This is a genomic window from Tardiphaga sp. 37S4, from assembly GCF_021044645.1.
Taxonomy (GTDB): domain Bacteria; phylum Pseudomonadota; class Alphaproteobacteria; order Rhizobiales; family Xanthobacteraceae; genus Tardiphaga; species Tardiphaga robiniae.
This window is the reverse complement of the sequence record NZ_CP088008.1, coordinates 4,648,052-4,671,687: the sequence shown is the minus strand read 5'-3', so window position 1 is coordinate 4,671,687 and position 23,636 is coordinate 4,648,052. Positions and strand designations below refer to the sequence as shown.

General features: G+C 62.6%; 23 protein-coding genes and 1 pseudogene. 10 read left to right on the top strand and 14 right to left on the bottom strand.

What is annotated here, in order from left to right; all coding sequences use genetic code 11:
* Positions 1 to 203: 203 nt before the first annotated feature.
* The gene (mutS, locus tag LPB73_RS22220; RefSeq protein ID WP_231081222.1) at positions 204 to 2,927 is read left to right on the top strand and encodes a DNA mismatch repair protein MutS; all 2,724 of its coding nucleotides are present in this window, start codon (positions 204 to 206) and stop codon (positions 2,925 to 2,927) included.
* 100 nt (positions 2,928 to 3,027) lie between these two features.
* Here the strand turns inward: mutS and LPB73_RS22215 are convergent, their stop codons facing one another.
* The 5 genes from LPB73_RS22215 to LPB73_RS22195 all read right to left on the bottom strand — a co-directional run bounded on the left by LPB73_RS22215 (position 3,028) and on the right by LPB73_RS22195 (position 7,294).
* A complete protein-coding gene (locus LPB73_RS22215; RefSeq protein ID WP_231078209.1) occupies positions 3,028 to 3,825 on the bottom strand; it encodes a hypothetical protein in 798 nt (265 codons plus the stop codon).
* A 62-nt stretch (positions 3,826 to 3,887) separates the two neighbouring features.
* Positions 3,888 to 4,397, bottom strand: coding sequence for an OsmC family protein (locus LPB73_RS22210; RefSeq protein WP_089262662.1), 510 nt, complete (start codon positions 4,395 to 4,397; stop codon positions 3,888 to 3,890).
* A 58-nt stretch (positions 4,398 to 4,455) separates the two neighbouring features.
* Positions 4,456 to 5,235: an ABC transporter ATP-binding protein gene (locus tag LPB73_RS22205; RefSeq protein WP_231078208.1), complete on the bottom strand. Its 780-nt coding sequence runs from the start codon at positions 5,233 to 5,235 to the stop codon at positions 4,456 to 4,458.
* Positions 5,235 to 6,083 (bottom strand): ABC transporter permease, encoded by an 849-nt coding sequence (locus LPB73_RS22200; protein ID WP_414716816.1) that lies wholly within the window; start codon positions 6,081 to 6,083, stop codon positions 5,235 to 5,237. The genes LPB73_RS22205 and LPB73_RS22200 overlap by 1 nt, the downstream gene beginning before the upstream one ends.
* A 236-nt stretch (positions 6,084 to 6,319) precedes the next feature.
* Positions 6,320 to 7,294 (bottom strand): aliphatic sulfonate ABC transporter substrate-binding protein, encoded by a 975-nt coding sequence (locus LPB73_RS22195; RefSeq protein ID WP_231078207.1) that lies wholly within the window; start codon positions 7,292 to 7,294, stop codon positions 6,320 to 6,322.
* A gap of 271 nt (positions 7,295 to 7,565) precedes the next feature.
* On the opposite strand from LPB73_RS22195, the gene LPB73_RS22190 reads away from it, so the two are divergent.
* Positions 7,566 to 10,361 (top strand): [protein-PII] uridylyltransferase, encoded by a 2,796-nt coding sequence (locus LPB73_RS22190; protein ID WP_120289092.1) that lies wholly within the window; start codon positions 7,566 to 7,568, stop codon positions 10,359 to 10,361.
* On the opposite strand, the gene LPB73_RS22185 is transcribed toward LPB73_RS22190, so the two are convergent.
* Both LPB73_RS22185 and phaR read right to left on the bottom strand, forming a co-directional pair.
* A complete protein-coding gene (locus LPB73_RS22185) occupies positions 10,358 to 10,882 on the bottom strand; it encodes a methylated-DNA--[protein]-cysteine S-methyltransferase (RefSeq protein ID WP_231078206.1) in 525 nt (174 codons plus the stop codon). The genes LPB73_RS22190 and LPB73_RS22185 overlap by 4 nt on opposite strands.
* A gap of 88 nt (positions 10,883 to 10,970) precedes the next feature.
* The gene (phaR, locus tag LPB73_RS22180) at positions 10,971 to 11,570 is read right to left on the bottom strand and encodes a polyhydroxyalkanoate synthesis repressor PhaR (RefSeq protein WP_089262652.1); all 600 of its coding nucleotides are present in this window, start codon (positions 11,568 to 11,570) and stop codon (positions 10,971 to 10,973) included.
* 308 nt (positions 11,571 to 11,878) lie between these two features.
* Here phaR and LPB73_RS22175 point away from each other — a divergent pair, with 308 nt between their 5' ends.
* From LPB73_RS22175 to LPB73_RS22165, 3 genes and pseudogenes are all read left to right on the top strand, one after another.
* Positions 11,879 to 13,057, top strand: coding sequence for an acetyl-CoA C-acetyltransferase (locus tag LPB73_RS22175; RefSeq protein WP_089262650.1), 1,179 nt, complete (start codon positions 11,879 to 11,881; stop codon positions 13,055 to 13,057).
* Positions 13,058 to 13,240: 183 nt separating this feature from the next.
* Complete coding sequence (gene phbB, locus LPB73_RS22170; protein ID WP_231078205.1) at positions 13,241 to 13,966, top strand: acetoacetyl-CoA reductase; 726 nt, start codon at positions 13,241 to 13,243, stop codon at positions 13,964 to 13,966.
* A 69-nt stretch (positions 13,967 to 14,035) separates the two neighbouring features.
* Positions 14,036 to 14,268 (top strand): annotated as a pseudogene (locus LPB73_RS22165) (EamA family transporter); the annotation flags it as partial.
* Here LPB73_RS22165 and LPB73_RS22160 read toward each other — a convergent pair.
* From LPB73_RS22160 to LPB73_RS22150, 3 genes are all read right to left on the bottom strand, one after another.
* Positions 14,265 to 14,699, bottom strand: a complete 435-nt coding sequence (locus tag LPB73_RS22160; protein ID WP_231078204.1) for a cupin domain-containing protein — start codon at positions 14,697 to 14,699, stop codon at positions 14,265 to 14,267. The pseudogene LPB73_RS22165 and the gene LPB73_RS22160 sit on opposite strands and share 4 nt — an antisense overlap.
* Complete coding sequence (gene gloB / locus LPB73_RS22155) at positions 14,699 to 15,466, bottom strand: hydroxyacylglutathione hydrolase (RefSeq protein ID WP_231078202.1); 768 nt, start codon at positions 15,464 to 15,466, stop codon at positions 14,699 to 14,701. The genes LPB73_RS22160 and gloB overlap by 1 nt, the downstream gene beginning before the upstream one ends.
* Positions 15,467 to 15,550: 84 nt before the next feature.
* Positions 15,551 to 15,898, bottom strand: a complete 348-nt coding sequence (locus LPB73_RS22150) for an MliC family protein (protein WP_231078201.1) — start codon at positions 15,896 to 15,898, stop codon at positions 15,551 to 15,553.
* A gap of 180 nt (positions 15,899 to 16,078) precedes the next feature.
* Between LPB73_RS22150 and LPB73_RS22145 the strand changes: the two genes are divergently transcribed.
* Positions 16,079 to 16,861 carry a class I SAM-dependent methyltransferase gene (locus LPB73_RS22145; protein WP_089262642.1) on the top strand — a complete coding sequence of 261 codons (783 nt, stop codon included), beginning with the start codon at positions 16,079 to 16,081 and terminating at the stop codon, positions 16,859 to 16,861.
* Positions 16,862 to 16,864: 3 nt separating this feature from the next.
* Here the strand turns inward: LPB73_RS22145 and xerD are convergent, their stop codons facing one another.
* The 3 genes from xerD to LPB73_RS22130 form a co-directional block, all read right to left on the bottom strand.
* Complete coding sequence (gene xerD, locus LPB73_RS22140; RefSeq protein ID WP_231078199.1) at positions 16,865 to 17,818, bottom strand: site-specific tyrosine recombinase XerD; 954 nt, start codon at positions 17,816 to 17,818, stop codon at positions 16,865 to 16,867.
* A gap of 83 nt (positions 17,819 to 17,901) precedes the next feature.
* The gene (locus LPB73_RS22135) at positions 17,902 to 18,312 is read right to left on the bottom strand and encodes a nuclear transport factor 2 family protein (RefSeq protein ID WP_231078198.1); all 411 of its coding nucleotides are present in this window, start codon (positions 18,310 to 18,312) and stop codon (positions 17,902 to 17,904) included.
* Between the two features lie 32 nt (positions 18,313 to 18,344).
* Entirely contained in the window at positions 18,345 to 19,385 is a 1,041-nt protein-coding gene (locus LPB73_RS22130) for an NAD-dependent epimerase/dehydratase family protein (RefSeq protein WP_231078196.1), read from the bottom strand.
* Positions 19,386 to 19,485: 100 nt separating this feature from the next.
* Here LPB73_RS22130 and LPB73_RS22125 point away from each other — a divergent pair, with 100 nt between their 5' ends.
* Positions 19,486 to 20,064 (top strand): TetR/AcrR family transcriptional regulator, encoded by a 579-nt coding sequence (locus LPB73_RS22125; protein WP_231078194.1) that lies wholly within the window; start codon positions 19,486 to 19,488, stop codon positions 20,062 to 20,064.
* Here the strand turns inward: LPB73_RS22125 and LPB73_RS22120 are convergent.
* Positions 20,054 to 20,200 (bottom strand): histidine kinase, encoded by a 147-nt coding sequence (locus LPB73_RS22120; protein WP_089262632.1) that lies wholly within the window; start codon positions 20,198 to 20,200, stop codon positions 20,054 to 20,056. The genes LPB73_RS22125 and LPB73_RS22120 overlap by 11 nt on opposite strands.
* A gap of 176 nt (positions 20,201 to 20,376) precedes the next feature.
* Between LPB73_RS22120 and LPB73_RS22115 the strand changes: the two genes are divergently transcribed.
* The 3 genes from LPB73_RS22115 to LPB73_RS22105 are packed head-to-tail and all read left to right on the top strand — an operon-like array spanning position 20,377 to position 23,562.
* Positions 20,377 to 21,018, top strand: a complete 642-nt coding sequence (locus LPB73_RS22115; protein WP_231078193.1) for a shikimate kinase — start codon at positions 20,377 to 20,379, stop codon at positions 21,016 to 21,018.
* A complete protein-coding gene (gene aroB / locus LPB73_RS22110) occupies positions 21,015 to 22,157 on the top strand; it encodes a 3-dehydroquinate synthase (protein WP_231078192.1) in 1,143 nt (380 codons plus the stop codon). Before LPB73_RS22115 ends, aroB begins: the two co-directional genes overlap by 4 nt.
* Before the next feature lie 55 nt (positions 22,158 to 22,212).
* Positions 22,213 to 23,562, top strand: coding sequence for a hemolysin family protein (locus LPB73_RS22105; protein WP_231078190.1), 1,350 nt, complete (start codon positions 22,213 to 22,215; stop codon positions 23,560 to 23,562).
* Positions 23,563 to 23,636 lie beyond the last annotated feature (74 nt).

Sequence of the window (23,636 nt, the reverse complement as noted above, 5' to 3'; positions counted from 1 at the left end):
TGGTTTTAAGAACCCCCGCTGACCCGGTCAAATGCCGCTGCTGGATGGCAGCGTTGTCCCTGGGAATTCAAAGAATTCCCTTGAGAACTGCGGATATGAAATCGCAGTTGACTTGTCAACTGTCTCGCCGCGGTGGGGAAAACTACGGTTTGCGACAGCCGCGGGTGGGATCGGCGGAGCAAAATTTGCTAGCGTCCGCCGCCATGACGATCCAGCAGCCCATTACCGCCCCAGAACCCGCTCCCCGTGTGGATGACACCGCAAAAGTGTCTCCCATGATGGAACAGTACCTTGAGATCAAGGCCGCCAATCCCGGCCTCTTGCTGTTCTACCGGATGGGCGATTTCTACGAGATCTTCTTCGAGGACGCTGAGCTTGCCTCGCGCTCGCTCGGCATCGTGCTGACCAAGCGCGGCAAGCATCAGGGCATGGATATCCCGATGTGCGGCGTGCCGGTGGTTCGCGCCGATGATTATCTGCACCGCCTGATCTCGCTCGGCATCCGTGTCGCCGTCTGCGAACAGATGGAGGATCCGGCCGAGGCGAAGAAGCGCGGCGGCAAGAGCGTGGTTCGCCGCGACGTCGTGCGCGTGGTTACGCCGGGCACGCTGACCGAAGAAAACCTGCTCGACGCGCGGGCCAATAATTATCTGCTGGCGATTGCGCGCAGCAAGGGCTCAAGCGGTGCGGATCGCATCGGTCTGGCCTGGATCGATATTTCGACTGCCGAATTCATTGTCACCGAATGTGCGACAGGCGAACTCGGCGCGACGCTGGCGCGGATCAATCCGAACGAGGTGCTGGTTACGGATGCGCTCTACAGCGATCCGGATCTCAGCCAGCTGCTGCGCGAATTGCCGGCGGTGACGCCGCTGACCCGTGACGTGTTCGATGGTGCCACCGCCGAACGCCGGCTGTGCGATTACTTTGCCGTCGCCACCATGGACGGCCTCAGCGCCATGTCGCGGCTGGAAGCGACCGCTGCAGCGGCGTGCGTCACCTATGTCGAGCGCACGCAAGTCGGCAAACGCGTGCCGCTGTCGCCGCCGACCCACGAAGCGGTCGGCACCACCATGGCCATCGATCCGGCGACCCGCGCCAATCTCGAACTGACGCGCACGCTATCAGGCGAGCGCAAGGGCTCGCTGCTGGATGCGATCGACTGCACCGTGACCGCGGCTGGGTCGCGGCTGCTGGCGCAACGGCTGGCCGCGCCGCTCACGGATGAAGTGGCCATCGGCCGCCGGCTCGATGCCGTCGCGAGTTTCGTATCGGACAGCGGGCTGCGCGACGATCTGCGCTCGGCCCTGAAGACCGCGCCTGATATGTCGCGCGCACTGGCGCGGCTTTCGGTCGGTCGCGGCGGTCCGCGCGATCTCGCCTGTCTGCGTGATGGTGTGCTTGCCGCCGATCAGGTGCTTGATCGTCTCGGCGTCATCGACAATCTGCCAGCGGATATCACGGCTGCCATGGCCGGCCTGCGCCGTCCGTCACGTGAGCTCGCGGCGACCTTCGCCCGCGCACTGGCCGACGACCTGCCGCTGCTGAAGCGCGATGGTGGTTTTGTCCGCGAAGGCTTCGAAGCTGCGCTCGACGAGACCCGCAATTTGCGCGATGCCTCGCGTCTCGTGGTCGCCGCGATGCAGGCGCGCTATGCCGATGACACCGGCGTGAAGGGCCTCAAGATCCGTCACAACAATGTGCTCGGCTATTTCGTCGAAGTCACCGCGCAGCATGGCGACAAGTTGATGCAGGCCCCGCTGAACGCGACCTTCATCCATCGCCAGACACTGGCAGGGCAGGTGCGCTTTACCACGTCCGAACTCGGCGAGATCGAGGCCAAGATCGCCAATGCCGGCGACCGTGCGCTTGGGTTAGAGCTCGAAATCTTCGAACGGCTGTCGGCGATGGTCGCCGAGGCGTCGGAAGATCTGCGCGCTGCCGCCCATGCCTTCGCACTGCTGGATGTGGCGACCGCGTTGGCGAAACTGGCGGTCGACGACAATTATGTCCGCCCCGAAGTCGACAATTCGCTGCTCTTCGCCATCGAGGGCGGCCGGCATCCGGTGGTCGAACAGGCGCTGCGCCGCGACGGCCAGCCGTTCATCGCCAATGCCAGCGATCTGTCGCCCGGGCCGGGGCAGAAGTCCGGCCAGATCTGGCTGATCACTGGTCCGAACATGGCCGGTAAATCGACCTTCCTGCGCCAGAACGCATTGATCGCGCTGCTCGCGCAAATAGGCAGTTTCGTGCCGGCCTCGCGCGCCCGCATCGGCATTGTCGACAGGCTCTTTTCGCGCGTCGGCGCTGCGGATGATCTCGCGCGCGGTCGTTCGACCTTCATGGTCGAGATGGTCGAGACCGCCGTCATCCTCAATCAGGCCACCGAACGCGCGCTGGTAATTCTCGACGAAATCGGCCGCGGCACGGCGACCTTCGACGGTCTGTCGATCGCCTGGGCCGCGATAGAGCATCTGCACGAAAGCAACCGCTGCCGCGCATTGTTCGCGACCCATTATCACGAGCTCACGGCGCTCTCCGCTAAACTGGCACGGCTGTTCAATGCCACGGTGCGGGTCAAGGAATGGCATGGCGACGTGGTGTTCCTGCACGAGGTGCTGCCGGGCTCGGCGGATCGCTCCTATGGCATCCAGGTGGCCAAGCTCGCGGGCCTGCCGCCGGCGGTGATCGCGCGCGCGAAGTCGGTGCTGGCCAAGCTTGAAGCGCAGGATCGCGGCCAGAGCGCCAAGGCGCTGATGGATGACCTGCCGCTGTTCGCGATCACAGCGCGTGCACCGGTCGAGGCGGCTCCTCCGTCGGAGGCGGAATTGCTGATGGACGCCGTGAAGGCGCTGCATCCCGACGAGATGTCGCCAAGGGAGGCGCTGGATGCGCTCTATGCGCTGAAGGCGAAACTGCCGAAGTAACATTCTCTATCGTCATGCCCGGCCTTGTGCCGGGCATCCACGCCTTCGATCGGCGAAGACAGACGTGGATGGCCGGGACAAGCCCGGTCATGACGGCGTTTCAAATGAAGCGCGCGCGCCTGCGTCCCCACGACCACAGGCCGAGATTCCACACCACGCAAGTCGCCAGCGCGAGGCTCAGGGCGACCACCGAGCCGAAGCGCGTGGCGGTGACATGCATCACGGCCACCGCGATACCGAAACCCATCAGGCCCCAGCCACCATTGGCGATCACGGCGGCGGTGGGCGGGCCACCGATCCGCGGATGCAGGATCAGCATCAGGCTGGTGAAGACCACGGGATAAAGTGCGAGAATGCCGCTGCCGGTCGGGCCGATGGTCGAGGACAGCGTCACCACGGTGGCAACCAACGTCGCGACGAGAGCGGCACGCAGCGGGATGTCGTACCAGCGCCGGGTGATGAGCGGCATCTTCGCATGGCGAAACCGCGCCATCAGCGGCAGGCAGATGCCGAAGGCCACGACATTGGCCGCGATGCCGCCAAGCAAAGTCCATTCGAACTGCCGCACCAGCAGGGCGAGGGCGAACCACACCAGCACAGCGGCGCCGAGGCTGACGATCACGTTGTGGCGTTGCGCCAGCAGCACGTAAGTCAATCCGAGAAACATCGTCGCGCCATTGATCGGCAGGCTGGCCAATGCACCTTGCGCGATGAAGGCGGCGTCATGATCGAGCGCGAGAAAGACGTAGGACGGTCCCGCCGAGATCGGCAGCGTCGCTACCAACGCGCCGATCACCGGGCCGGATCGTTCGGTGATGATGGAGGCCGTGATCACGAAGGCGGCGGTGATCGCCATGCGCAAAGTGAGCGTCAGGAGGAAGGCAAGTTCGGGAGACATGGCAGCCTGACGAGAGGAGGTGCTTGGCCTCCTCTTTCCTTGGTGGGAGTCGTCCGGCCTGCTTACACCCTGTTGAGGGACACCGAAACCTTCGGGCCATGCTTGATGGTCTGGTAGACCACGCAATAACGCTCGGTCAGCTTCAGCAGCAGATCGAGCTTGTCCTGCGGCGCGTCGGTGTCGACATCGAAGCGCAGGCGGATTTCGGCAAAGCCGACCGGGGCTTCCTTGTCGACGCCGAGCGTGCCGCGGAAATCGAGATCGCCCTCCGCTGTCACATTGCCGGACTTCAGCGGAATTTCGACGGCGGTGGCCACCGACTTCAGCGTCACGCCGGCGCAGGCAACGAGTGCTTCCAGCAGCATATCGCCGGAACAGAGTTCAAGCCCGGAGCCGCCCGTTGCTGGATGCAGGCCGGCGGCAGCGATTTGCCGGCCTGTCTCGACCTTGCAGGCGATGCCGTCATTGTCGATCGAGCCCTTGGCCTTCAGCGTGATGAAGGCGGCCTTGGGATCGGTCTTGTAAAGTTCCTTGATGGGGGCCTGGGTGGCGCGAAGCGCGGCGGCGTCCATGAATATCTCTCCCTGAGATTTTGTTAGTTGCAGCTTTTATTCGCCTGCGACGATGTTGTCACCACCACGCGCCGACAGTCTCGGCAGGTGCGCTATCGGGCACGTCACGATCCAGCGATCGATCCAGTGCGGTGAGCACGCGGCGCTTCACGGCGTCGAACAGTGGCGATGCGCGGTCGCGCGGGCGGGCAAGGCCGACATCGATCTCGGCGAACAGCCGACCCGGACGCGGCCGCATCACCAGCACGCGGTCTGCCAGCACCACGGCTTCGTCGACATCATGGGTGACAAGGATCAGCGTCGGGCGTGTGTCGGCCCAGAGATCGAGCAGATGATCCTGCAGATCGCGGCGCGTGAAGGCGTCGAGCGCGGAGAACGGTTCATCCAGCAACAGCACCTCCGGCTGCGGTACCAATGCGCGGGCAATGGCCACGCGCTGCGCCTGTCCACCGGATAGTTCGCGCGGCCATGCCTTGGCTTTATCCGACAGGCCGACGCGCGCCAGGGCCTGCGCGACTTTCTCGCGGCGTGCGGCGACAGGAAGCTCGGACAGGCCGAAGTCGATATTGTCGGCGACGCTGAGCCACGGCAGCAACCGCGGTTCCTGAAAGATGATGCCGATCTTCTCGTGCGGCGCGCTGATATTGATATTGTCGATGCGGATGCTGCCGGTCGAAGCGCGATCGAGCCCCGCAACGGCGCGCAGCAGTGTCGATTTTCCGCAGCCGGAGCCACCGATGATGGCGACGATTTCGCCCTGCGGGATTTGCGCGGTGAAGCGCTCCAGCGCATGGACGCCGTTGGGATAGGTCTTGCCGACCTTGTCGAGTGCGAGCATCAGGTCTCTCCGCCCGGACGGAACGCATCCTGCCAGCGCAGCAGTGGCGTGGTGATCAATTCGATCAGCCAGTCGGTGGTCTTGCCGAGCAATGCGAAAATGGTGATGGCGGCGAGGATCTGCGCGGGCTTGCCGAGCTGCTGGCCGTCGATCAGGAGATAGCCGAGCCCTTCGGAGGCGCCCATGAATTCGGCGGCAACCACGAACATCCAGCCGAGCCCGAGGCCAACGCGAAGTGCAACAACATAGGCCGGCAGCACCGCTGGCAGCAGGATGCGGCGGATCATGGCGGGGCCAGAGAGGCGGAAGGTACGACCGACCTCGACGATCTTGCGATCGACCGAGAGGATCGCGCCCATCACGCCGAGATAGACCGGAAAGAACACGCCGACGGCAATCAGCGCGACCTTCGAGGTCTCGAAAATGCCGAGCCACAGGATGAATAGCGGCACCCAGGCGATCGATGGGATGGCGCGCAGCGCCTGAACGGTGGGATCGAGCAGTCGCCGCGCGATTCCCCAATAGCCGGAGATAGCGCCGAGCAGCGTGCCGGCGACGACACCGAGGCCGAAGCCGGCGGCAACGCGCGACAGCGTCGTGGTGATATGGCGCCAGAGTTCGCCGCTTCGGGCGAGCTCCATGATGGTGGCAAAGACGCGCGATGGCGGCGGCACCAGGCGGCCGTTCGACCAGCCGGACCACACCGCGAGCTCCCATGCCAGCGCGAGTGTCAGCGGCAGTACGACGCCCAGCGCCGGCCGCGCGAAACGCTGCCAGCGGCGATTCGGTGCGGCACTGTCGATCGCATCGGAATGTTCAAGCGCGGGTGTTTCCAGCGTCATGGTCATAGGAGATTGCGTCTCGTCGGTGATTGCAAGCAGCGCCTTGCTTTCTTCCCCTCGCCCCCGGGCGCAGCGAAGCTGCGTCAGGTGGGAGAGGGTGGATCGAACACGCGAAGCGGGTTCGAGACGGGAGAGGGGGCGCTTCGCGGAAGAAAGAACCCTCTCCCGCCTTCGCTGCGCTCAGGCACCCTCTCCCGCGGCGCGCAGCTTTGCTGCGCTGGGGGAGAGGGGAAGTTAGAGCGTCAGCTCTTTGGCAGCGGCACCTGATCGTCGATCAGTGCATCCACCGTAGCCTTCACATCGACCTTGGCGTCGATGACGCCGGCTTGCTGCAACGCGAGACCGGCGGCGAGGATGGACTCGCGCTGCGGTGCGCCAATGCGGCTGTGGGTCAGCTCGGTGCGTTCCTTGAGCTGCTTGTCGACGACGGCGTCGGGCAGTTTGGTCACGCCGATGAACGCCTTCTTCAGCTCGGGATAGTTCTCCAGCGAATATTTCCGGGCGTCTTCATAGACGGCGAGCACGCGGCGCGCGGCATCCGGATAGTCCTTCAGAAATTGCTCGCGCACATTGAGGATGCCCCAGGTGTTGGCGTCCGGCTTGCGGAAGAACAGCTTGGCGCCGTCCTCGACCTCGGCCTGCGCCATCATCGGGTCGAGTCCGGCCCATGCATCGACGTCGCCGCGGATCAGCGCAGCCTTGCCGTCGGCATGCTGCAGCAGAACTGGCGTGATGTCCTTGTCGGTGAGGCCGGCGCCGAGCAAAGCGCGGACCAGGAAGATGTGGGGATCGGTGCCGCGGGTCACCGCGACGCGCTTGCCCTTGAGATCGGCGACGGAGGCGATCTTGGAATCTTTGCCGGTTACCAGCGCCGTCCATTCCGGACGCGAATAGACGTAGACCGACTTGATCGGGTTGCCGTTGATCTTCGCCACCAGCGCAGCGGAGCCCGCGGTCGAGCCGAAATCGATGGACCCCGCATTGAGGAATTCGAGCGCCTTGTTGGAGCCGGCCGACTGTACCCAAGTGATCTTCACGCCGTCCTTGGCGAATTCCTTCTCCAAGAGGCCGTTCTGCTTGAGGATGATCGAGACCGGATTGTAGGTCGCCCAGTCGAGCCGGATTTCCTTGAGCGGTTCGGCGGCGAAGCTAGCTCCGGGCAGCAGTGCAGCCGCAGCAATCAGACCGGCGACAGCGCGCCGTGACATCGTGAACATTCTGGTCTCTCCCTGGTGGACTGTCGAAACGTGAGGTTCGAAGGCGACTTGCATCCTGCGGGCGTCATGGCACCATGCTGGGGTCGCTCTCTGTGCGAAAACGTGCTTTAATTTCAATTAGTTATGGCGTTTCGTCAACGAGAAGATATGATGCGCCAAGGTCACCGCCGCGAGAACGTTGTTGCCCGGATTGCGCAAAAGGCAGCATGGACTAGCTGTGGGGCTACAATCACCGTGACAGCGCTTGCGCCGTCCGATATCCGGGTTGTTCATGGACAGCGTTGCTACACAAGACAGACCGACAACCGAAACCGACTTCGACACGACGCGGATTACCGCCGAGATCGATGCGCTTGCAGCGCAGCATCGCGGCAAGAACGATTTGTTTCGTGCCGCGGTCGCCAAGCTGCTGAAGGCGGAACTGCTCAAGGCCAGTGAAGCCGCCGAGGCCGTGTTGCTGAAGGACCGCCACGGCCGACGCTGTGCCGAGCAGCTCTGCCAGGTGCAGGATGAAATCATCCGCATGCTGTTCGCCGCGGCGACGAAGCATCTGTATCATTCGCCAATCCCGTCTGGTGCCGAACGGATGGCGGTGGTCTCCACCGGTGGCTATGGCCGTGGGCTGATGGCGCCGGAATCCGACATCGATCTGCTGTTCATCCTGCCCTACAAGCAGACCGCCTGGGGCGAGCAGGTCGCCGAAGTCATTCTGTATTGCCTGTGGGACATGGGCCTGAAGGTCGGCCACGCTACGCGTTCGGTGGATGAATCGATCCGCCAGGCGCGCGGCGACATGACGATCCGCACCGCGATCCTGGAAACGCGCTTCCTCACCGGCGATCAGGCTCTCTACGACGAACTGGTCACGCGCTTCGATGCCGAAGTGGTGCAGGGCACCGCCGCGGAATTCGTCACTGCCAAGCTCGCCGAACGCGAGGAGCGCCATCGCCGCGGCGGCCAGTCGCGCTATCTGGTCGAGCCCAACGTCAAGGACGGCAAGGGCGGCCTGCGCGACCTGCACACTGTGTTCTGGATCGCGAAATACGTCTATCGGGTGCGCGACAGCAAGGAGCTGGTGGCGCGGGGCGTGTTCGATCCGCAGGAATACCGCACCTTCAAGCGTTGCGAAGACTTCCTGTGGTCGGTCCGCTGCAATATCCACTTCCTGACCAAACGGCCGGAAGAGCGGCTGTCGTTCGACCTGCAGCGCGAGATTGCGGTCCGCCTCGGCTATACCTCGCATCCCGGCATGCAGGACGTCGAGCGCTTCATGAAGCACTACTTCCTGATTGCCAAGGAAGTCGGCGATCTCACCGCGATCCTGTGCGCCAAGCTCGAAGACCAGCAGGCCAAGCCGGCGCCGGCGCTGACGCGCATGATGGCCAAGCTGCGGCCCGAGATGCATCGCCGCCGGCTGCCGGACAGCGATGCGTTTATCATCGACAACAACCGCATCAATCTTGCTGCGCCTGACGTGTTCAAGGAAGACCCGATCAATCTGATCCGATTCTTCCGACTGGCGCAGAAGCACAATCTGGCCTTCCATCCCGATGCGATGCGGACCGCGACGCGCTCGCTCCGGCTGATCACGCCGGAGATCCGCGAGAACGCCGAAGCCAACGCGCTGTTTATGGAGATACTGACCTCGGATAACGCCGAGATCGTGCTGCGGCGGATGAACGAGACCGGCGTACTCGGTCATTTCATTCGTGCCTTCGGCCGCATCGTGTCGATGATGCAGTTCAACATGTATCATCACTATACGGTGGATGAGCATCTGCTGCGGTGTGTCGGCATCCTTCAGGAGATCGAGCGCGGCGGGAATGACGAGTTCGTTGTCGCCAGCGATCTGATGCGTAAGATCCGCCCGGAACATCGGGCGGTGATCTATATCACAGTGTTGCTGCATGACATCGCCAAGGGGCGTCCGGAGGATCACTCCATCGCCGGCGCCAAGGTGGCGCGGCGGCTATGCCCGCGGCTCGGATTCAACGCTGCGGACACGGACCTCGTCGCATGGCTGATCGAGGAACATCTGACCATGTCCACGGTGGCGCAGTCGCGCGACCTGTCGGATAGCAAGACCATCGAGAATTTCGCTGCCGTCGTGCAGTCGGTCGAGCAGATGAAGCTGCTGACGATTCTCACCACCGCCGATATCCGCGGCGTCGGTCCCGGCGTCTGGAACGGCTGGAAGGCGCAGCTGATCCGGACGCTGTATTACGAAACCGAGCCGGTGCTGACCGGTGGTTTCTCCGAGGTCAATCGCGCGCAGCGCATCGCCTCGGCGCAGGCCGAATTCCGCCGTGCCTTCACCGAGTGGCCAGAGCAGGATCTCAACGCCTATATTCTGCGGCACTATCCGGCCTACTGGCTCAAGGTCGAGCTCGACCGCAAGATCCGCCACGCGCGCTTCCTGCGCGCATCGGAAGAGGCCGGGCACAAGCTCGCCATCAATGTCGGCTTCGATGAAGCCCGCGGTGTCACCGAGCTGACAATCCTCGCTGTTGACCATCCCTGGTTGCTGTCGATCATCGCCGGCGCATGCGCCGCAGCCGGCGCCAACATCGTCGACGCGCAGATCTACACCACGACCGATGGCCGCGCGCTGGACACCATCGCGATCTCCCGGGAATACGATCGCGATGACGACGAAGGCCGCCGTGCAACACGGATCGGCGACATGATCGAGGACGTGCTCGAAGGCAAGGTGCGGCTGCCGGAAACCGTGGCCAAGCGCGCCTCGACCAAGGGCAAGATCAGGGCCTTCACGGTGGAGCCGGAAGTTATCGTCAACAACCAGTGGTCAGATCGCTACACCGTGATCGAGGTCTCCGGCCTCGACAGGCCGGGTCTGTTGTATCAACTGACCACGGCGATCTCGAAGCTCAACCTCAACATCGCTTCGGCGCATGTCGCGACCTTCGGCGAGCGCGCGCGAGACGTGTTCTACGTCACCGATTTGCTTGGAGCGCAGATCAATGCCCCGACGCGTCAGGCTGCGATCAAGCGCGCGTTGATCCATCTGCTGGCAAACGGCGATATCGCGGAGAAGCCGGCGGCTTAGGACACCACCACGACACCCTCATGCTCTAGCAGCCAGCGTTTGCGCGCGATGCCGCCGCCATAGCCGGTGAGCGAACCGTTGGCGCCGATCAGGCGGTGGCAGGGCACGACGACACTCAGGGGATTGGCGCCATTGGCATGGCCGACCGCGCGCATCGCATTGGGCACGCCGAGTTGCGCGGCCAGCGTGCCGTAGCTGAGTGTGCTGCCTGCAGGGATTTTTCGCAGTGCCGTCCAGATGCGGTTCTGAAACGGCGTGCCGGGGATGTGGCAGGTGATGCCATCGAGCTGGTCGAGGTCGCCGTCGAAATAGCGTAAGAGTGCACTGCGGATCTCGGATGGTGCCGAGTTCTCGGTCAGTTCGACCGTCCCATAGTAACGACGCAGCAAAGTCAGCAAGCGCTCTTCGTAATCGATCCAGTCGAGTGCGCAGAGTGCGCCACCGTGGTTCGTCACCAGCAGCGCGATGCCGATCGGGGTGTCGAGCCGGTCGAGAGTGAGTGGGGTGGGTTGCTTCGCCATGGCGATGTTGCGCTCATCAAATGGAAACGCCGACCGTAGGTGTAGCCACGGCCGGCGTCATTCCGATTTCCGATAAGTGAGCCGTGAACTATTCCGGCTTCGGCTCGTGCGACATGCGCTCGAGGCGTTCCTGCATTTCCTTCATCTGGCGACGCAGGTCATCCATGGTGTCGGCAGGCTCAGCGGTCGGCTCCGGCGCCTTTTCCGGCTCCGGCGACGCAGCGCCGCCGCGCGGCGGCACGAACGGCTTGAACATCGCGAAGGTCTGCTGAAACAATTCCATGTTGCGACGAACGGTTTCCTCAAGTGGCGCGAACGGCGTCATGCTGAACGTGTTCGTCATCTGCTTGCGGAATTTCTCCTGCTCGCGCGTCAGGCTGTCGATGGACTGCTCGAGATACTTCGGCACCACCATCTGCATGCTGTCGCCATAGAAGCGGATCAACTGGCGCAGGAAAGTGGTTGGCAGGAGATTCTGGCCAGCCTTGTTTTCCTGTTCGAAGATGATCTGGGCCAGCACCGAGCGGGTAATATCGTCGCCGGTCTTGGCGTCATAGACGAGAAAATCCTCGCCGTCCTTTACCATCGCAGCGAGATCTTCAAGCGTCACGTAAGTGCTTGTTCCGGTATTATAAAGCCGGCGGTTCGCATATTTTTTGATTGTCGTGGGTTGATCTGATTTCGCCATGGGGGCTCACACATACGGACCGAGGACAGGGAACCTTACGGCAGCGCGCCATAAGGTTGTCGAACAACGCAATGCAATAAAGTAAGCACTTTCAAAGGGGCTCGGCTACCGTTTTGTGCGTCACGGTTAAAATGGCAGCAGTCTTGTGCTATGCAAAGCGACATCCGTGCCATTTTGCGTGCGTTGCGGCCGTAATTTGGCGTCTGGCCAATTGACAGTCCAACCCTCAGTTAACAGGATAGTTTGCAACGCGGCCCCCGCCATCCTGGCTCTGACCGTCGAAAAAACCTCAACAACAGGAGATGTCCATGTCAGACGATGTCGTCATCGTCAGCGCTGCCCGCACACCCGTCGGCAGCTTCAACGGCGCTTTCGCGACCATGCCGGCGCATGATCTCGGCGCCATTGCCATCAAGGCGGCGCTTGAGCGCGGCAAGATCGATCCGGCCCGCGTCTCCGAAGTCATCATGGGACAGATCCTCACTGCTGCGCAGGGCCAGAACCCCGCGCGTCAGGCCTCGATTGCCGCCGGCCTGCCGGTGGAAACTTCGGCCTGGGGCGTCAACATGCTGTGCGGCTCCGGCCTGCGCACGGTCGCGCTCGGCTATCAGGCGTTGCTCAATGGTGATTCGGAAATCGTCGTTGCCGGCGGTCAGGAATCCATGAGCATGGCCCCGCATGCGCAATATCTGCGCGGTGGCGTGAAGATGGGTCCGGTGGAATTCGTCGACACCATGATCAAGGACGGTCTGTGGGATGCCTTCAACGGCTATCACATGGGTAACACCGCCGAGAACGTGGCAAAGCAGTACCAGATCACGCGCCAGCAGCAGGACGAGTTCGCTGTTGCATCGCAGCAGAAAGCGGAAGCTGCGCAGAAGGCCGGCAAGTTCAAGGACGAGATCGTTCCGGTCACCATCAAGGGCCGCAAGGGCGACGTCATCGTCAGCGATGACGAATATCCGCGCCACGGCGCCACCATCGAGGCCATGGCCAAGCTGCGCCCGGCCTTCGAGAAGGACGGTACCGTCACCGCCGGCAGTGCATCGGGCATCAATGACGGCGCTGCCGCCGTGGTGCTGATGACCGCCAAGCAGGCCGCCAAGGAAGGCCTCAAGCCGCTCGCCCGCATCGTGTCGTGGGGCCAGGCCGGCGTTGATCCGAAGATCATGGGCACTGGCCCGATCCCGGCATCGCGCGCTGCGCTGAAGAAGGCCGGCTGGACCATCAACGATCTCGACCTGATCGAAGCCAATGAAGCTTTTGCTGCGCAGGCTTGCGCCGTGAACAAGGATCTCGGCTGGGATACGTCGAAGGTTAACGTCAACGGTGGCGCGATCGCGATCGGTCATCCGGTGGGTGCATCCGGTGCGCGTGTTCTCGTTACGCTGTTGCACGAGATGGAAAAGCGCGACGCGAAGAAGGGCCTTGCCACGCTGTGTATCGGCGGCGGCATGGGCATCGCGATGTGCATTGCACGCGACTAATCCTTACGCGCTGCGTGCTGAAAACATCAGCTCGCGCGTGCACTGCACACACTGCTACAACAAAATGCCCGGCGCTTTGCGTCGGGCATTTTCGCTTGATGGTCCAATTCTGCTTGATGTTCAGCGTATCGCCAGATTAATTCGAAGCTATAACTACAAAAGAGATTGGTGGAGGGATCGATCATGGCGCGCGTTGCATTGGTGACCGGGGGAACACGAGGGATAGGCGCCGCGATCAGCAAGGCGTTGAAGACTGCGGGCTACAAGGTCGCGGCGAGCTATGCCGGCAACGATACGGCCGCCGAGAAATTCAGAAGCGAGACCGGTATTCCCGTTTTCAAATGGGACGTCAGTTCCTTCGAGGCCAGCGCCGAGGGTGTGAAGAAGGTCGAGGCCGAACTCGGACCGGTCGATGTGCTGGTCAACAATGCCGGCATCACGATGGACGGCGCGTTCCACAAAATGACGCCCGATCAGTGGAACAAGGTGGTCAACACCAATCTCGGCTCGCTGTTCAATGTCACGCGTCAGGTGATCGAAGGCATGCGCTCGCGCAAGTTCGGACGTGTCATCAACATTTCATCGATCAACGGGCAGAAGGGGCAGTTCGGTCAGGTCAACTATTCCGCGGCCAAAGCTGGCGACATCGGCTTCACCAAGGCGCTGGCGCTGGAGAATGCCAAGCTTGGTATCACGGTGAATGTGATCTGCCCCGGCTACATCAACACCGAAATGGTGCAGGCGGTGCCGAAGGACGTGCTCGAGAAGAACATCCTGCCGCAGATCCCGGTCAATCGCCTCGGCGAGCCCGAGGAAATCGCGCGCGCCGTGGTGTTCCTGGCCGCAGACGAGTCCGGCTTCTTCACTGGCTCGACCATGACCATCAATGGCGGGCAGTATCACGCGTAACGGGCCTTGAAGCTCGGACCTCATCCTGAGGAGCCCGCCCTTGCGGGCGTCTCGAAGGATGTGCGCAATTGCGCCAACGTCGCGTTTCTGGCCTTCGCCGTACATCGCTTTACGGAGGACGCGTATGGCCATCGAGCCCGCTGGCATGGGCGGCGATCATCGCGCTCGGTGCCGCCTCCTATGCGACGCCGCTGCTATCGACGGCGTTCCTGATTCTGGCCGGCTTCGCGCGGGCGAGCGCGAATGTTGCTGTCGCGGCAGCATTGATCGCAGCGAAGGATATGATCTGGAAGCCGAGCTAGTCGGGCTTCCAGCCCTTCGGGGCCAACTCAAACGTCGCGAAATCGAAACCGGGTGCCACGGTGCAGCCGACCAGTGTCCAGTCGCCAGTGGTGGAGGCGGTCTGCCAAGCATGCGGTGGGACAATGCCTTGTGGCTCTTGTCCAGCGGCGACGTCCGGCCCGAGCGTGATCGTGCGCTGGCCGACGTCGCTGGCGATTTCCAGCGCAAGCGGAGCGCCCGCATGATAGTGCCAGATCTCGACGGCATCGATGCGATGCCAGTGCGAGCGTTCGTCTGATGCCAGCAGGAAGTAGATCGCCGTCGAAGCCGCCCGCCCGCCGGCATCTACGCGACTGTCGCGAAACGTCTCGCGGTAGTGGCCGCCTTCGGGATGCGGCTGCAGGCCGAGCGTTGCGATGATCTCGGCTGCAGTTGGCGTCTTGCCTGTCATCAGGACTTGTTCTTGCGTTCACGGAGTTCGCCGAAAACGTCGTCCTCGCTGAATCCCTTGAGGCGGACCGCGGCGGCGATGGCCGGATCGTCGGCGCGCAGAAACACGTTGGTCTTCTTCTCAAGCCCGAGCAGCACCGGGATGGTTGGTTTGCCGACAGCGCGCAGCTGCGCCACTTCGTCGGCGCGATTCTTCAACGCTTCGTTGTTGGCGTCGATGCCGAGGCAGAACTTAACGTTGGCCGCGGTGTATTCGTGGCCGCAATAGACCCGGTAGTCGTCGGGCAGTGTGCGCAGCTTCTTCAGCGATTGCCACATCATCGGATAGGTGCCTTCGAATACCCGGCCGCAGCCGCCGGAAAACAGCGTATCGGCCGAGAACAGCGCCAGCTCGCTGTCGAACACGTAGCAGATATGGTCGAGCGTATGGCCGGGGGTCTCGAACACCCGTGCGGTGAGCGCGCCGACCTGCACGGTATCGCCTTCGGCGACGCGGACGTCGACTTCAGGAATTGCCGTGCCCTGATCGTGGGGCGCTATGACCTTGCAGCCATAGGTCTTCTTCAGCTCAGAGATGCCGCCGACATGGTCGGCGTGGTGATGAGTCACCAGAATATCCGTGAGCTTCCAGCCTTCGCGCTGCAGCACCTTCATGATCGGACCGGCCTCCGGCGCATCGATGGCGGCGGTCTTCAGGCTCTGTGGATCATGTATCAAGTAGCCGAAATTGTCGGACAGGCAGGGGAAGACGCGAATTTCAGCAGCCATGGTAACTCCGTTGGATCACGTCGTGATGCGCTCGCACATACGTGCGGCAAATTGATGGGGATGAATATGGGCGATGCATGACGGTCAGCGCGGTGTCACACATTGGCGCGCGGGCTGGCCGGCAATCTGCAGCGTGATGGTGGTCTGGCCCTTGCCGGCAATCCCGACATTGCCTTCGCCGTAGCGGAAGCCCGAGCCGGATCTCTGGATCGGCATGCGGAGCGTTTCGTCATTAGGATAGAACAGGGTGATCGACTTGCCGCCTGAATTGTAATCGACGGAGATCTTGTTGCCGCCCGGCAGTGCGGGGGTGCAGATGTAATCGACCGTCGCCGGATTGGCCTCGGCGGAGAATGGCGCGAGTGCTGCCACGGCCAGACCCGCAGCCGTCGCCGCCGTCCTTGTGATCGTTTGACCTCGGCGTGACAGCATTTTTGTCTCTCCTGCAACGACGTCGCGGCGCCTGTTTCTTCGACTAGGCCGCAGCCGGGCCGGGCTTGTCAATTGGTGCAACTCACCACCCGCGATGGTCTGGATATCTGGCGTTAACACTGCCCCGGCAATGCGCGATTCGGGGGATCGTGGGCCGCCGCAACGTGTTAGAAAGTCATCATGACCATCGATGTGATCGATCTCCGGGATTTCTATTCGCGCCGCCTCGGTATCGTGGCGCGGCGGCTAATCAATCGCGGTATTCAGGCGCATTGGCCGGATGCCGAAGGCCAGCGTGTGCTCGGTCTGGGGTACCCCACACCGTATCTCGGCCTTTTCCGGGAGAATTCCGAACGGTGCATCGCCTTCATGCCGGCGGCGCAGGGGGTGCTGAAATGGCCGACGGCAAAGCCCGCGCTGGCTACACTGGTCGACGAATTCTCGCTGCCGCTGCCGGATGCCGCCGTCGATCGCATCATCCTGGTGCACGCCCTGGAAATGTCCGACGATCCCGAAGGTCTGCTCCGCGAGGTTTGGCGCGTGCTCGCGCCGTCCGGCCGGTTGATGGCGGTGATTCCGAATCGCCGGGGCGTCTGGACCCGTACCGACTCGACGCCGTTCGGTCACGGCCGCCCCTATTCGCGCTCGCAAATCACGCAGTTGCTGCGACAGACCTGGTTTACGCCGACGGCGTGGAGTGAGGCGCTGTTCATGCCGCCGGTGGGCATGGGCTGGTTTCTGCGCTCGGCAATGGCCTGGGAGCGAATCGGTGCGGCGCTGTCGATGCCGTTTGCCGGCGTGCATATCGTCGAGGCCACCAAACAGGTCTATCGCGCGATCCCCGCCAAGCGCGAACGCACGCGGCTGATTCCGGCGTTGCAGCCGGTGCTGGTGCCGACCTCCGGGATGCGGCGCGACGATGAGACGGATCATCTTGGCGAGGCCGAGCCGCACTCGCGTTGAGCGCTATTTTTCCGCGAGCGGATGCAGGTCGCGGACCAGGCTCTTGAGCCGCTCTTCCACCACATGGGTGTAGATCTGTGTGGTCGAAATATCGGTATGGCCGAGCAGCGTCTGCACGATGCGAAGATCGGCGCCGTTATGCAGCAGATGGCTGGCAAAGGCGTGACGCAGCACGTGTGGCGACACCAGCCGCGGCGCAATGCCGGATGCTGCGGCAAGTTCTTTCAGGTCGCGCGCGAAATGCTGCCGGGTCAGGTGGCCGCTCTCGCCAAAAGACGGAAACAGCCATTTCGAGGCGGCGCTCTTTTTTGGTTGAGACTTCTGCAACTCGGCCATCGCAGCGAGATATTCGGCCATCGCCTGTTTGGCGGTTTCGTTGAGCGGCACCAGCCGCTCCTTGTTGCCCTTGCCGCGCACCACGATCATGCGGGCATCGCGGCGCGCCGCGGTGAGCGGTAGCGAGACCAGCTCGGAGACGCGAAGCCCGGTGGCGTAGAGCACTTCGAGCAGACAATAGAGCCTGGCGTCGCGCAGCCGCTGTTGCGCTGAGGCTTCGGTATTCTGTGCCTGCGCCCGCGCCTGCACCAGCATGCGGTCGACGTCTGCGATCGACAGTACCTTGGGCAGGCTGCGGCCACGCTTCGGGCCCGACAGGATGGCGGCCGGGTCGTCGGTGCGGATTTTTTCGCTGAGCAGAAAGCGAAACAGATGCCGTATGGCGGACAGCCGCCGCGCCGCGGTGGTCGATTTGAAGCCGCGCTCGTCCAGGTCTTCGAGATAGTCGCGCAGTAACTGGGTGTCGGCTGCCATGAAACTGGATTTCGCTCCGGTGGCGAATTCGGAGAAATCTTCGAGGTCGCGGCGATAGGCGTCCAGTGTATTGACGCCAGCACCTTGTTCGGCGGCGAGCATGTCGAGGAACAGATTGGAGAGCTTGGCGTCTGAGGAAGTGGTCATGTGCCATCATAACCCATGATCCGGGCTGCAGCAGCGGTTTTCACTGGCTGCAGCAACCCGGAGCGAATGCAGATCCACAAAGATCAGGCAAGCTGTGTGATCGATGTGGCCTGCGACCAGACCACCATCCACTGCCGGTCACGCATTTCATAAGCATCGGTGTGCCAATAGTCGCCTGGCGGGACCTTGTGGCCCCCGAAAACCACCTCAATGCGGGCGCGATAGCGGATCACGGCACTCATGCCATACAGCCGCACGGCAATGTCACCGGGCGTCCATGTCAGGTACTTGATGTGGCCACCTGCAACGGCACCAAGATATTCGGCTTTTGACAGTGCCGCGCCGATCGGCGTGATCAGCTGGAAGTCTGCGGCGTGCAGCGGCTCGGCCGCTGCCATGTCGGCGCTGACAAGCGCACGAAGCCGCGCGCGTTCGATACCTTGGATGGCTTCCGCTTCCGGATGCTCTTTCGGATCGATGATGGATGAGGTCATAGGCTGGTTCCGTTGTTGTGAGGTGTGGGAATTCAGGAGGTCGCGAGCAGGCCGTGGTCGATCAGGCTTTGTGCACTGGCGCGAATGGCCTCGTCGGCGGACCTTGGTTGCCAATCCAGCATTCGCTGCGCCTTCGCGGCACTGACACTCAGATCGACGTCGAGTTCGTGGACGATCATGCGCGAGCGTGCGCTGAACGGCGCCATTGCTTTGATCATCCAGTTTGGCACCTCGCCCGAGGGCAGAGCCGGCGCATAATTCGGAAATGACTGCGCCAGTACGGCAGCCATGTCGCGCATCCATAGAAACTGCCCGGCAGCGATGAAGCGCTGACCTGACGCATCCGGATGGGTCATCGCCTTGATATGCGCGTCAGCCACATCGCGGACATCGACCACCGCGATGCCGAAGCGCGGCACACGTTTGAGCTTGCCGCTCATCATCTGCTGAACCAGCCCGATTGACGTGCCGTAACTCGGACCTAGCAGAGGTCCGAAAATGATGCCGGGATTGATGACCGCGAGATCCAGTCCGGTTTCCGCAGCAAAGGCCCATGCCGCCCGTTCGGCCAGCGTCTTGGATTTATAGTAGGGCGTTGCTCGCTTGCCCGTCGGATCGGTCCAGTTGTCTTCCGTATACGGCGCCTTGCCACCGCCGTGATTGGTGGCCGCGATTGAGGACGTCAGCACCACCCGCGTCACGCCTGCGCGGTGCGCGGCACGTAGTACCCGTAACGCGCCGTCCCGCGCTGGTTGGATCAGTTCATTTTCATCCTTCGGAAGGCCTGCCGGAAACGGCGATGCCGTGTGGATCACATAGCTGCAGCCTGTGACGGCGGCATCCCATCCGATGTCGGAGCAGAGGTCGGCTTCGACGAAACTGAGCGAGTGCGAGTCGGTTGGCGTCGCACAGATCTGCTTCGCGATCCGGTCGCAGCCGCTCATGCGACGAACGCTACCGCGGACGGCGTAGCCCTTGGCCAGCAACTGCCGGGCGATATGTCCGCCCAGAAAGCCGCCGATGCCCGTGACAAGAACAATGGTCTCTCGATTGCCGACCGATTCCGAATGCATGTTCGCTCCTGTCCCATGTGGAATGCGTGAATTGGACAATTGGACTATTATTGTCTAATTGTCTTTTGACGCTTTGGACACGAACTGTCAATCTGTCTGAATGAGCGAACGAGATGCCAAAACCGATCACATTCTGGATGCCGCACTCCCGGTGTTCGTCCGCCACGGTTTCCGCAAGGCGTCCATGGCCGATATCGCGCGCGCCGCGGGAATTTCCCGGGCGTCGCTCTATCTGAGCTTCAACAGCAAGGAAGATCTGTTTCGGGCGGGCTCGACGCGTGCCCATGCGCGGACCATGCGCGATGTCGAGGCGGCACTCTCAGGCGCTGGCGACGTGTTCGGTCGCATGGAGACGGCGATGGCTGTGTTTCAGCGCGAATTGATCGCCCCTTTCGCGGGCAGCGCCGACGCCATTGAACTGTTTGACGTCAACATAGCTCTGGCCAAAGACATCACGCTCGCCGCGCGGGCCCGACTGGTCGCTCTGCTGGCGCAGGCGCTGAGCGATGCCGAGACCGCGGGCATGATTAATCTCGGCTCATTGCAAGCCAGACCCGCCGACGTCGCGGGAGTCATTGTCGCCGCGATCGATGGCATCAAGCTCGCGGAGGGAGCCGGTCCGAAATTCGCGGAGGATATGCAGCTCTTCATGCGCCTGCTGCGCGCAGCTATTTCTTGAGAAACTTGTCCGGCTGGATGGTGACCGTCATGTCGCGCGGCTTCGGGTTGACGAAATTGGCCAGCGCGAAAATCACGCCATAGACCACGCCGACGATCACCGCGACGACCGTCAAAAAGCGGAACAGGCTGGGCATGATCAGGGAACTCGGCGGCGAAATGGGACGATTCGTTCCGCCGGGGGCGGTCACCCTGTCCGGATACAGACTGCAAGAGGTGCTGGCAACGCTGGCGCTGGGGGTAGTATAGGTGACCGGAATGCGGCAAACCTCTGCGATCCCTTGTCGCTCACTGATTTTGCAGGTGTTTTTTGATGTCCGAGACCATCTTGCCGGCCATTGCCAGCGCACCCCAGGAGGCCGCCATCGTCGCGGCGCTGGGAAAGCGTTCGGTCGTGCTGGTGGGCATGATGGGGGCAGGTAAATCGACCATTGGCCGGCGCATGGCGACGCGGCTGCGGCTGCCTTTCGTCGACGCCGACAACGAGATCGAGGCGGCGGCCGGGATGTCGATCCCGGACATTTTCGAGGTCCATGGTGAGCCGCATTTCCGCGATGGCGAGGCGCGGGTGATCGCCCGGCTGCTGGACAGCGGACCGATCCTGCTGGCGACCGGCGGCGGCGCCTTCCTGCGCGAGGAGACCCGTCAGCGCATCCGCGACAAGGCGATCTCGCTGTGGCTGAAAGCTGACGCCGACGTGATTCTGCGCCGGGTCCGGCGCCGGGAGAACCGTCCGCTGCTGAAGACCGCCGATCCCGCCGCGACCATTGCGCGGCTGATCGAGGCGCGCCATCCGTTCTACGAGCAGACCGACATCACGATCGACTCGCGCGACGTGCCGCATGAGAAGATCGTCGAGGAAGGCATCATCGCGCTGCATGAGCATCTGTTCCGCCCGCATGCAGCTTCCGCCATTTCCGAACCGACAGGCGATCCCTTGAGTCCTCAACTATGACCGCCCCGCTGAAACATTCCGATCCGATCGTCGTGGACGTCGCGTTGGCTGAGCGCGCCTATGACATTGTCATCGGCCGCAATGTACTGCCGTCGCTTGGTGCGCGGATCGCCAGACTGCGGCCGGGCGTGCGCACAGCGATCGTGACCGATAGGACCGTTGCCAAGCATTGGCTCGCTGCAACGGAAGCCTCGCTGGCGGAAGCCGGCATTCCGACCTCGCATATCATTGTTGAGGAAGGCGAGGGGTCGAAGAGCTATGCGGGCCTGGAGAAAGTTTCCGAAGCACTGATCGCGGCGAAAATCGAGCGCAACGATCTCGTCATCGCGCTCGGTGGCGGAGTGGTTGGCGATCTCGCCGGCTTTGCCGCAGCGATCATCCGCCGTGGCGTCGATTTCGTGCAGGTGCCGACCTCCCTGCTGGCGCAGGTCGACTCTTCCGTCGGCGGTAAGACCGGCATCAACTCGCCGCAGGGCAAGAACCTGCTCGGCGCGTTCCATCAGCCGGTGCTTGTTGTGGCCGATACGGCGGTCCTCGATACGCTGTCGCCACGGCAATTTCGTTCGGGCTATGCGGAAGTCGCCAAATACGGTGTGCTCGGCGATCACCAGTTCTTCACATGGCTTGAAGCCAACCATGCCGACATCATGCGCGGCGGTAGTGCTCGTGAACATGCGATCGCCACCTCATGCCGTGCCAAGGCGGGCGTCGTGTCGCGCGACGAACGTGAGAATGGCGAACGCGCACTGCTCAATCTCGGTCATACCTTCGGACATGCGCTGGAAGCGGTGACCGGCTTCTCGGACCGGTTGTTCCATGGCGAGGGCGTGTCGGTCGGCATGGTGCTGGCTGCGCAACTGTCGGCGCAGCTTGGTATGATCGCGGAGAGCGATGCGACCCGCGTGCAGCATCATCTCGCCGATGTGGGTCTACCTACGAAGCTGCAGGACATTGCCGGCTTCGCGCAGGAAGGCCTCGCGGACGCGGATACGCTGATGGCGCTGATGGCGCAGGACAAGAAGGTGAAACGCGGCAAGCTCACCTTTATCTTGCTGGAGGCCGTCGGCCAGGCCGTCATCGCTGGCGATGTCGATCCCGCGACGGTTCGCGCCTTTCTGCATCAGAAGCTGACGGGATAGAACTGACCGTGTCCGGTTTGGGATTTACCAAAGCCGGCGCCGTCGCAGGACTTTCATGAATTCGATTACCGTCAATCTGCTGATCGCGATCTTCCTGCTCGCTGCCAACGCGTTTTACGTGGCGGCGGAGTTTGCGCTGGTCAAAAGCCGAGGCTTCCGCGTCAAGAGCATGGTCGAGCAGAACCGCTTCGGCGCGCGTCTGCTGCAGAACATGATGGGCAATATCGAAGCCTATCTGGCCTGCTGCCAGCTCGGCATCACCATGGCATCGCTGGGACTCGGCTGGGTTGGTGAGCCCACGGTGGCCGCACTGCTGAAACCGGTGCTCGATCCGCTCGGCCTGTCGGAATCCGCGCTGCACTTTACGTCCTTCATTACCGGCTTCCTCGTCTTCTCCTCGCTGCATATCGTGATCGGCGAGCAGGTGCCGAAGACGCTGGCGATCCGGCAGCCGGAGCCGGTGTCGCAATGGATCGCCTATCCGCTTTATGCGTCCTACATCCTGTTTTATCCGCTGAACTGGCTGCTCAACGCGGCGTCACGCGGCACGCTGGCACTGCTCGGTGTGCAGGAGGCCTCGCCGCATGAAATTCTCACCGGCGTTGAGATTGAGGGCCTTGTCGGTGAATCCGCGGAACATGGTGGCATCGCGTCAGGCGAGGCTGAGTATATCCAGAACGTGTTTCGCTTCGGCGATCTCGCGGTGTCCGATGTCATGGTCCATCGCACGGCGATGGTGACGCTGAATGCGGACCTGCCATCCGAAGAGCTAGTGCGCGAAGTGCTGGCCACTGAATACACCCGCATTCCCCTCTGGCGTGAGAAGCCGGAAAACATCATCGGCGTGCTCCACGCCAAGGACCTGCTGCGCGCGATCCGCGCCGTCGATGGCGATACCGCAAAGATCGACGTAGCTTCGATCGCGCTGCCGCCGTGGTTCGTCCCGGAGATGCGTCCACTGTCGGATCAGTTGAAAGCCTTCCGTCGCCGCAAGACTCACTTTGCGCTCGTGGTCGACGAATATGGCGAAGTCGAAGGCATGGTGACGCTGGAAGACGTGTTGGAAGAAATCGTCGGCGACATCGCGGATGAACACGACGTGGTCGTCGCGGGTGTGCGCGCGCAGGCCGATGGTTCGGTGGTGGTCGATGGTTCGGTGCCGATCCGCGACCTCAACCGCGCCATGGACTGGCATCTGCCGGATGATGAAGCCACCACGGTGGCCGGCCTTGTCATTCACGAGGCGCGTTCCATCCCCGAACGCGGGCAAAGCTTCACGTTCTACAACTTCCGCTTCCGCGTGCTGCGCCGTGAGCGCAACCGCATCACCGCGCTGCGCATCGGGCCGGTGCCGACCGAGCCGGAAGTGCCGGAGAAAAAGCCGCGGGCCGGGACCTCGTTCTAGGCCATCGCCGGTCCAGTTCTTGCTTTTGCCTTCTTCCATGAGCTGCCATTCCATTGAATGGCGCAACTGGAGCG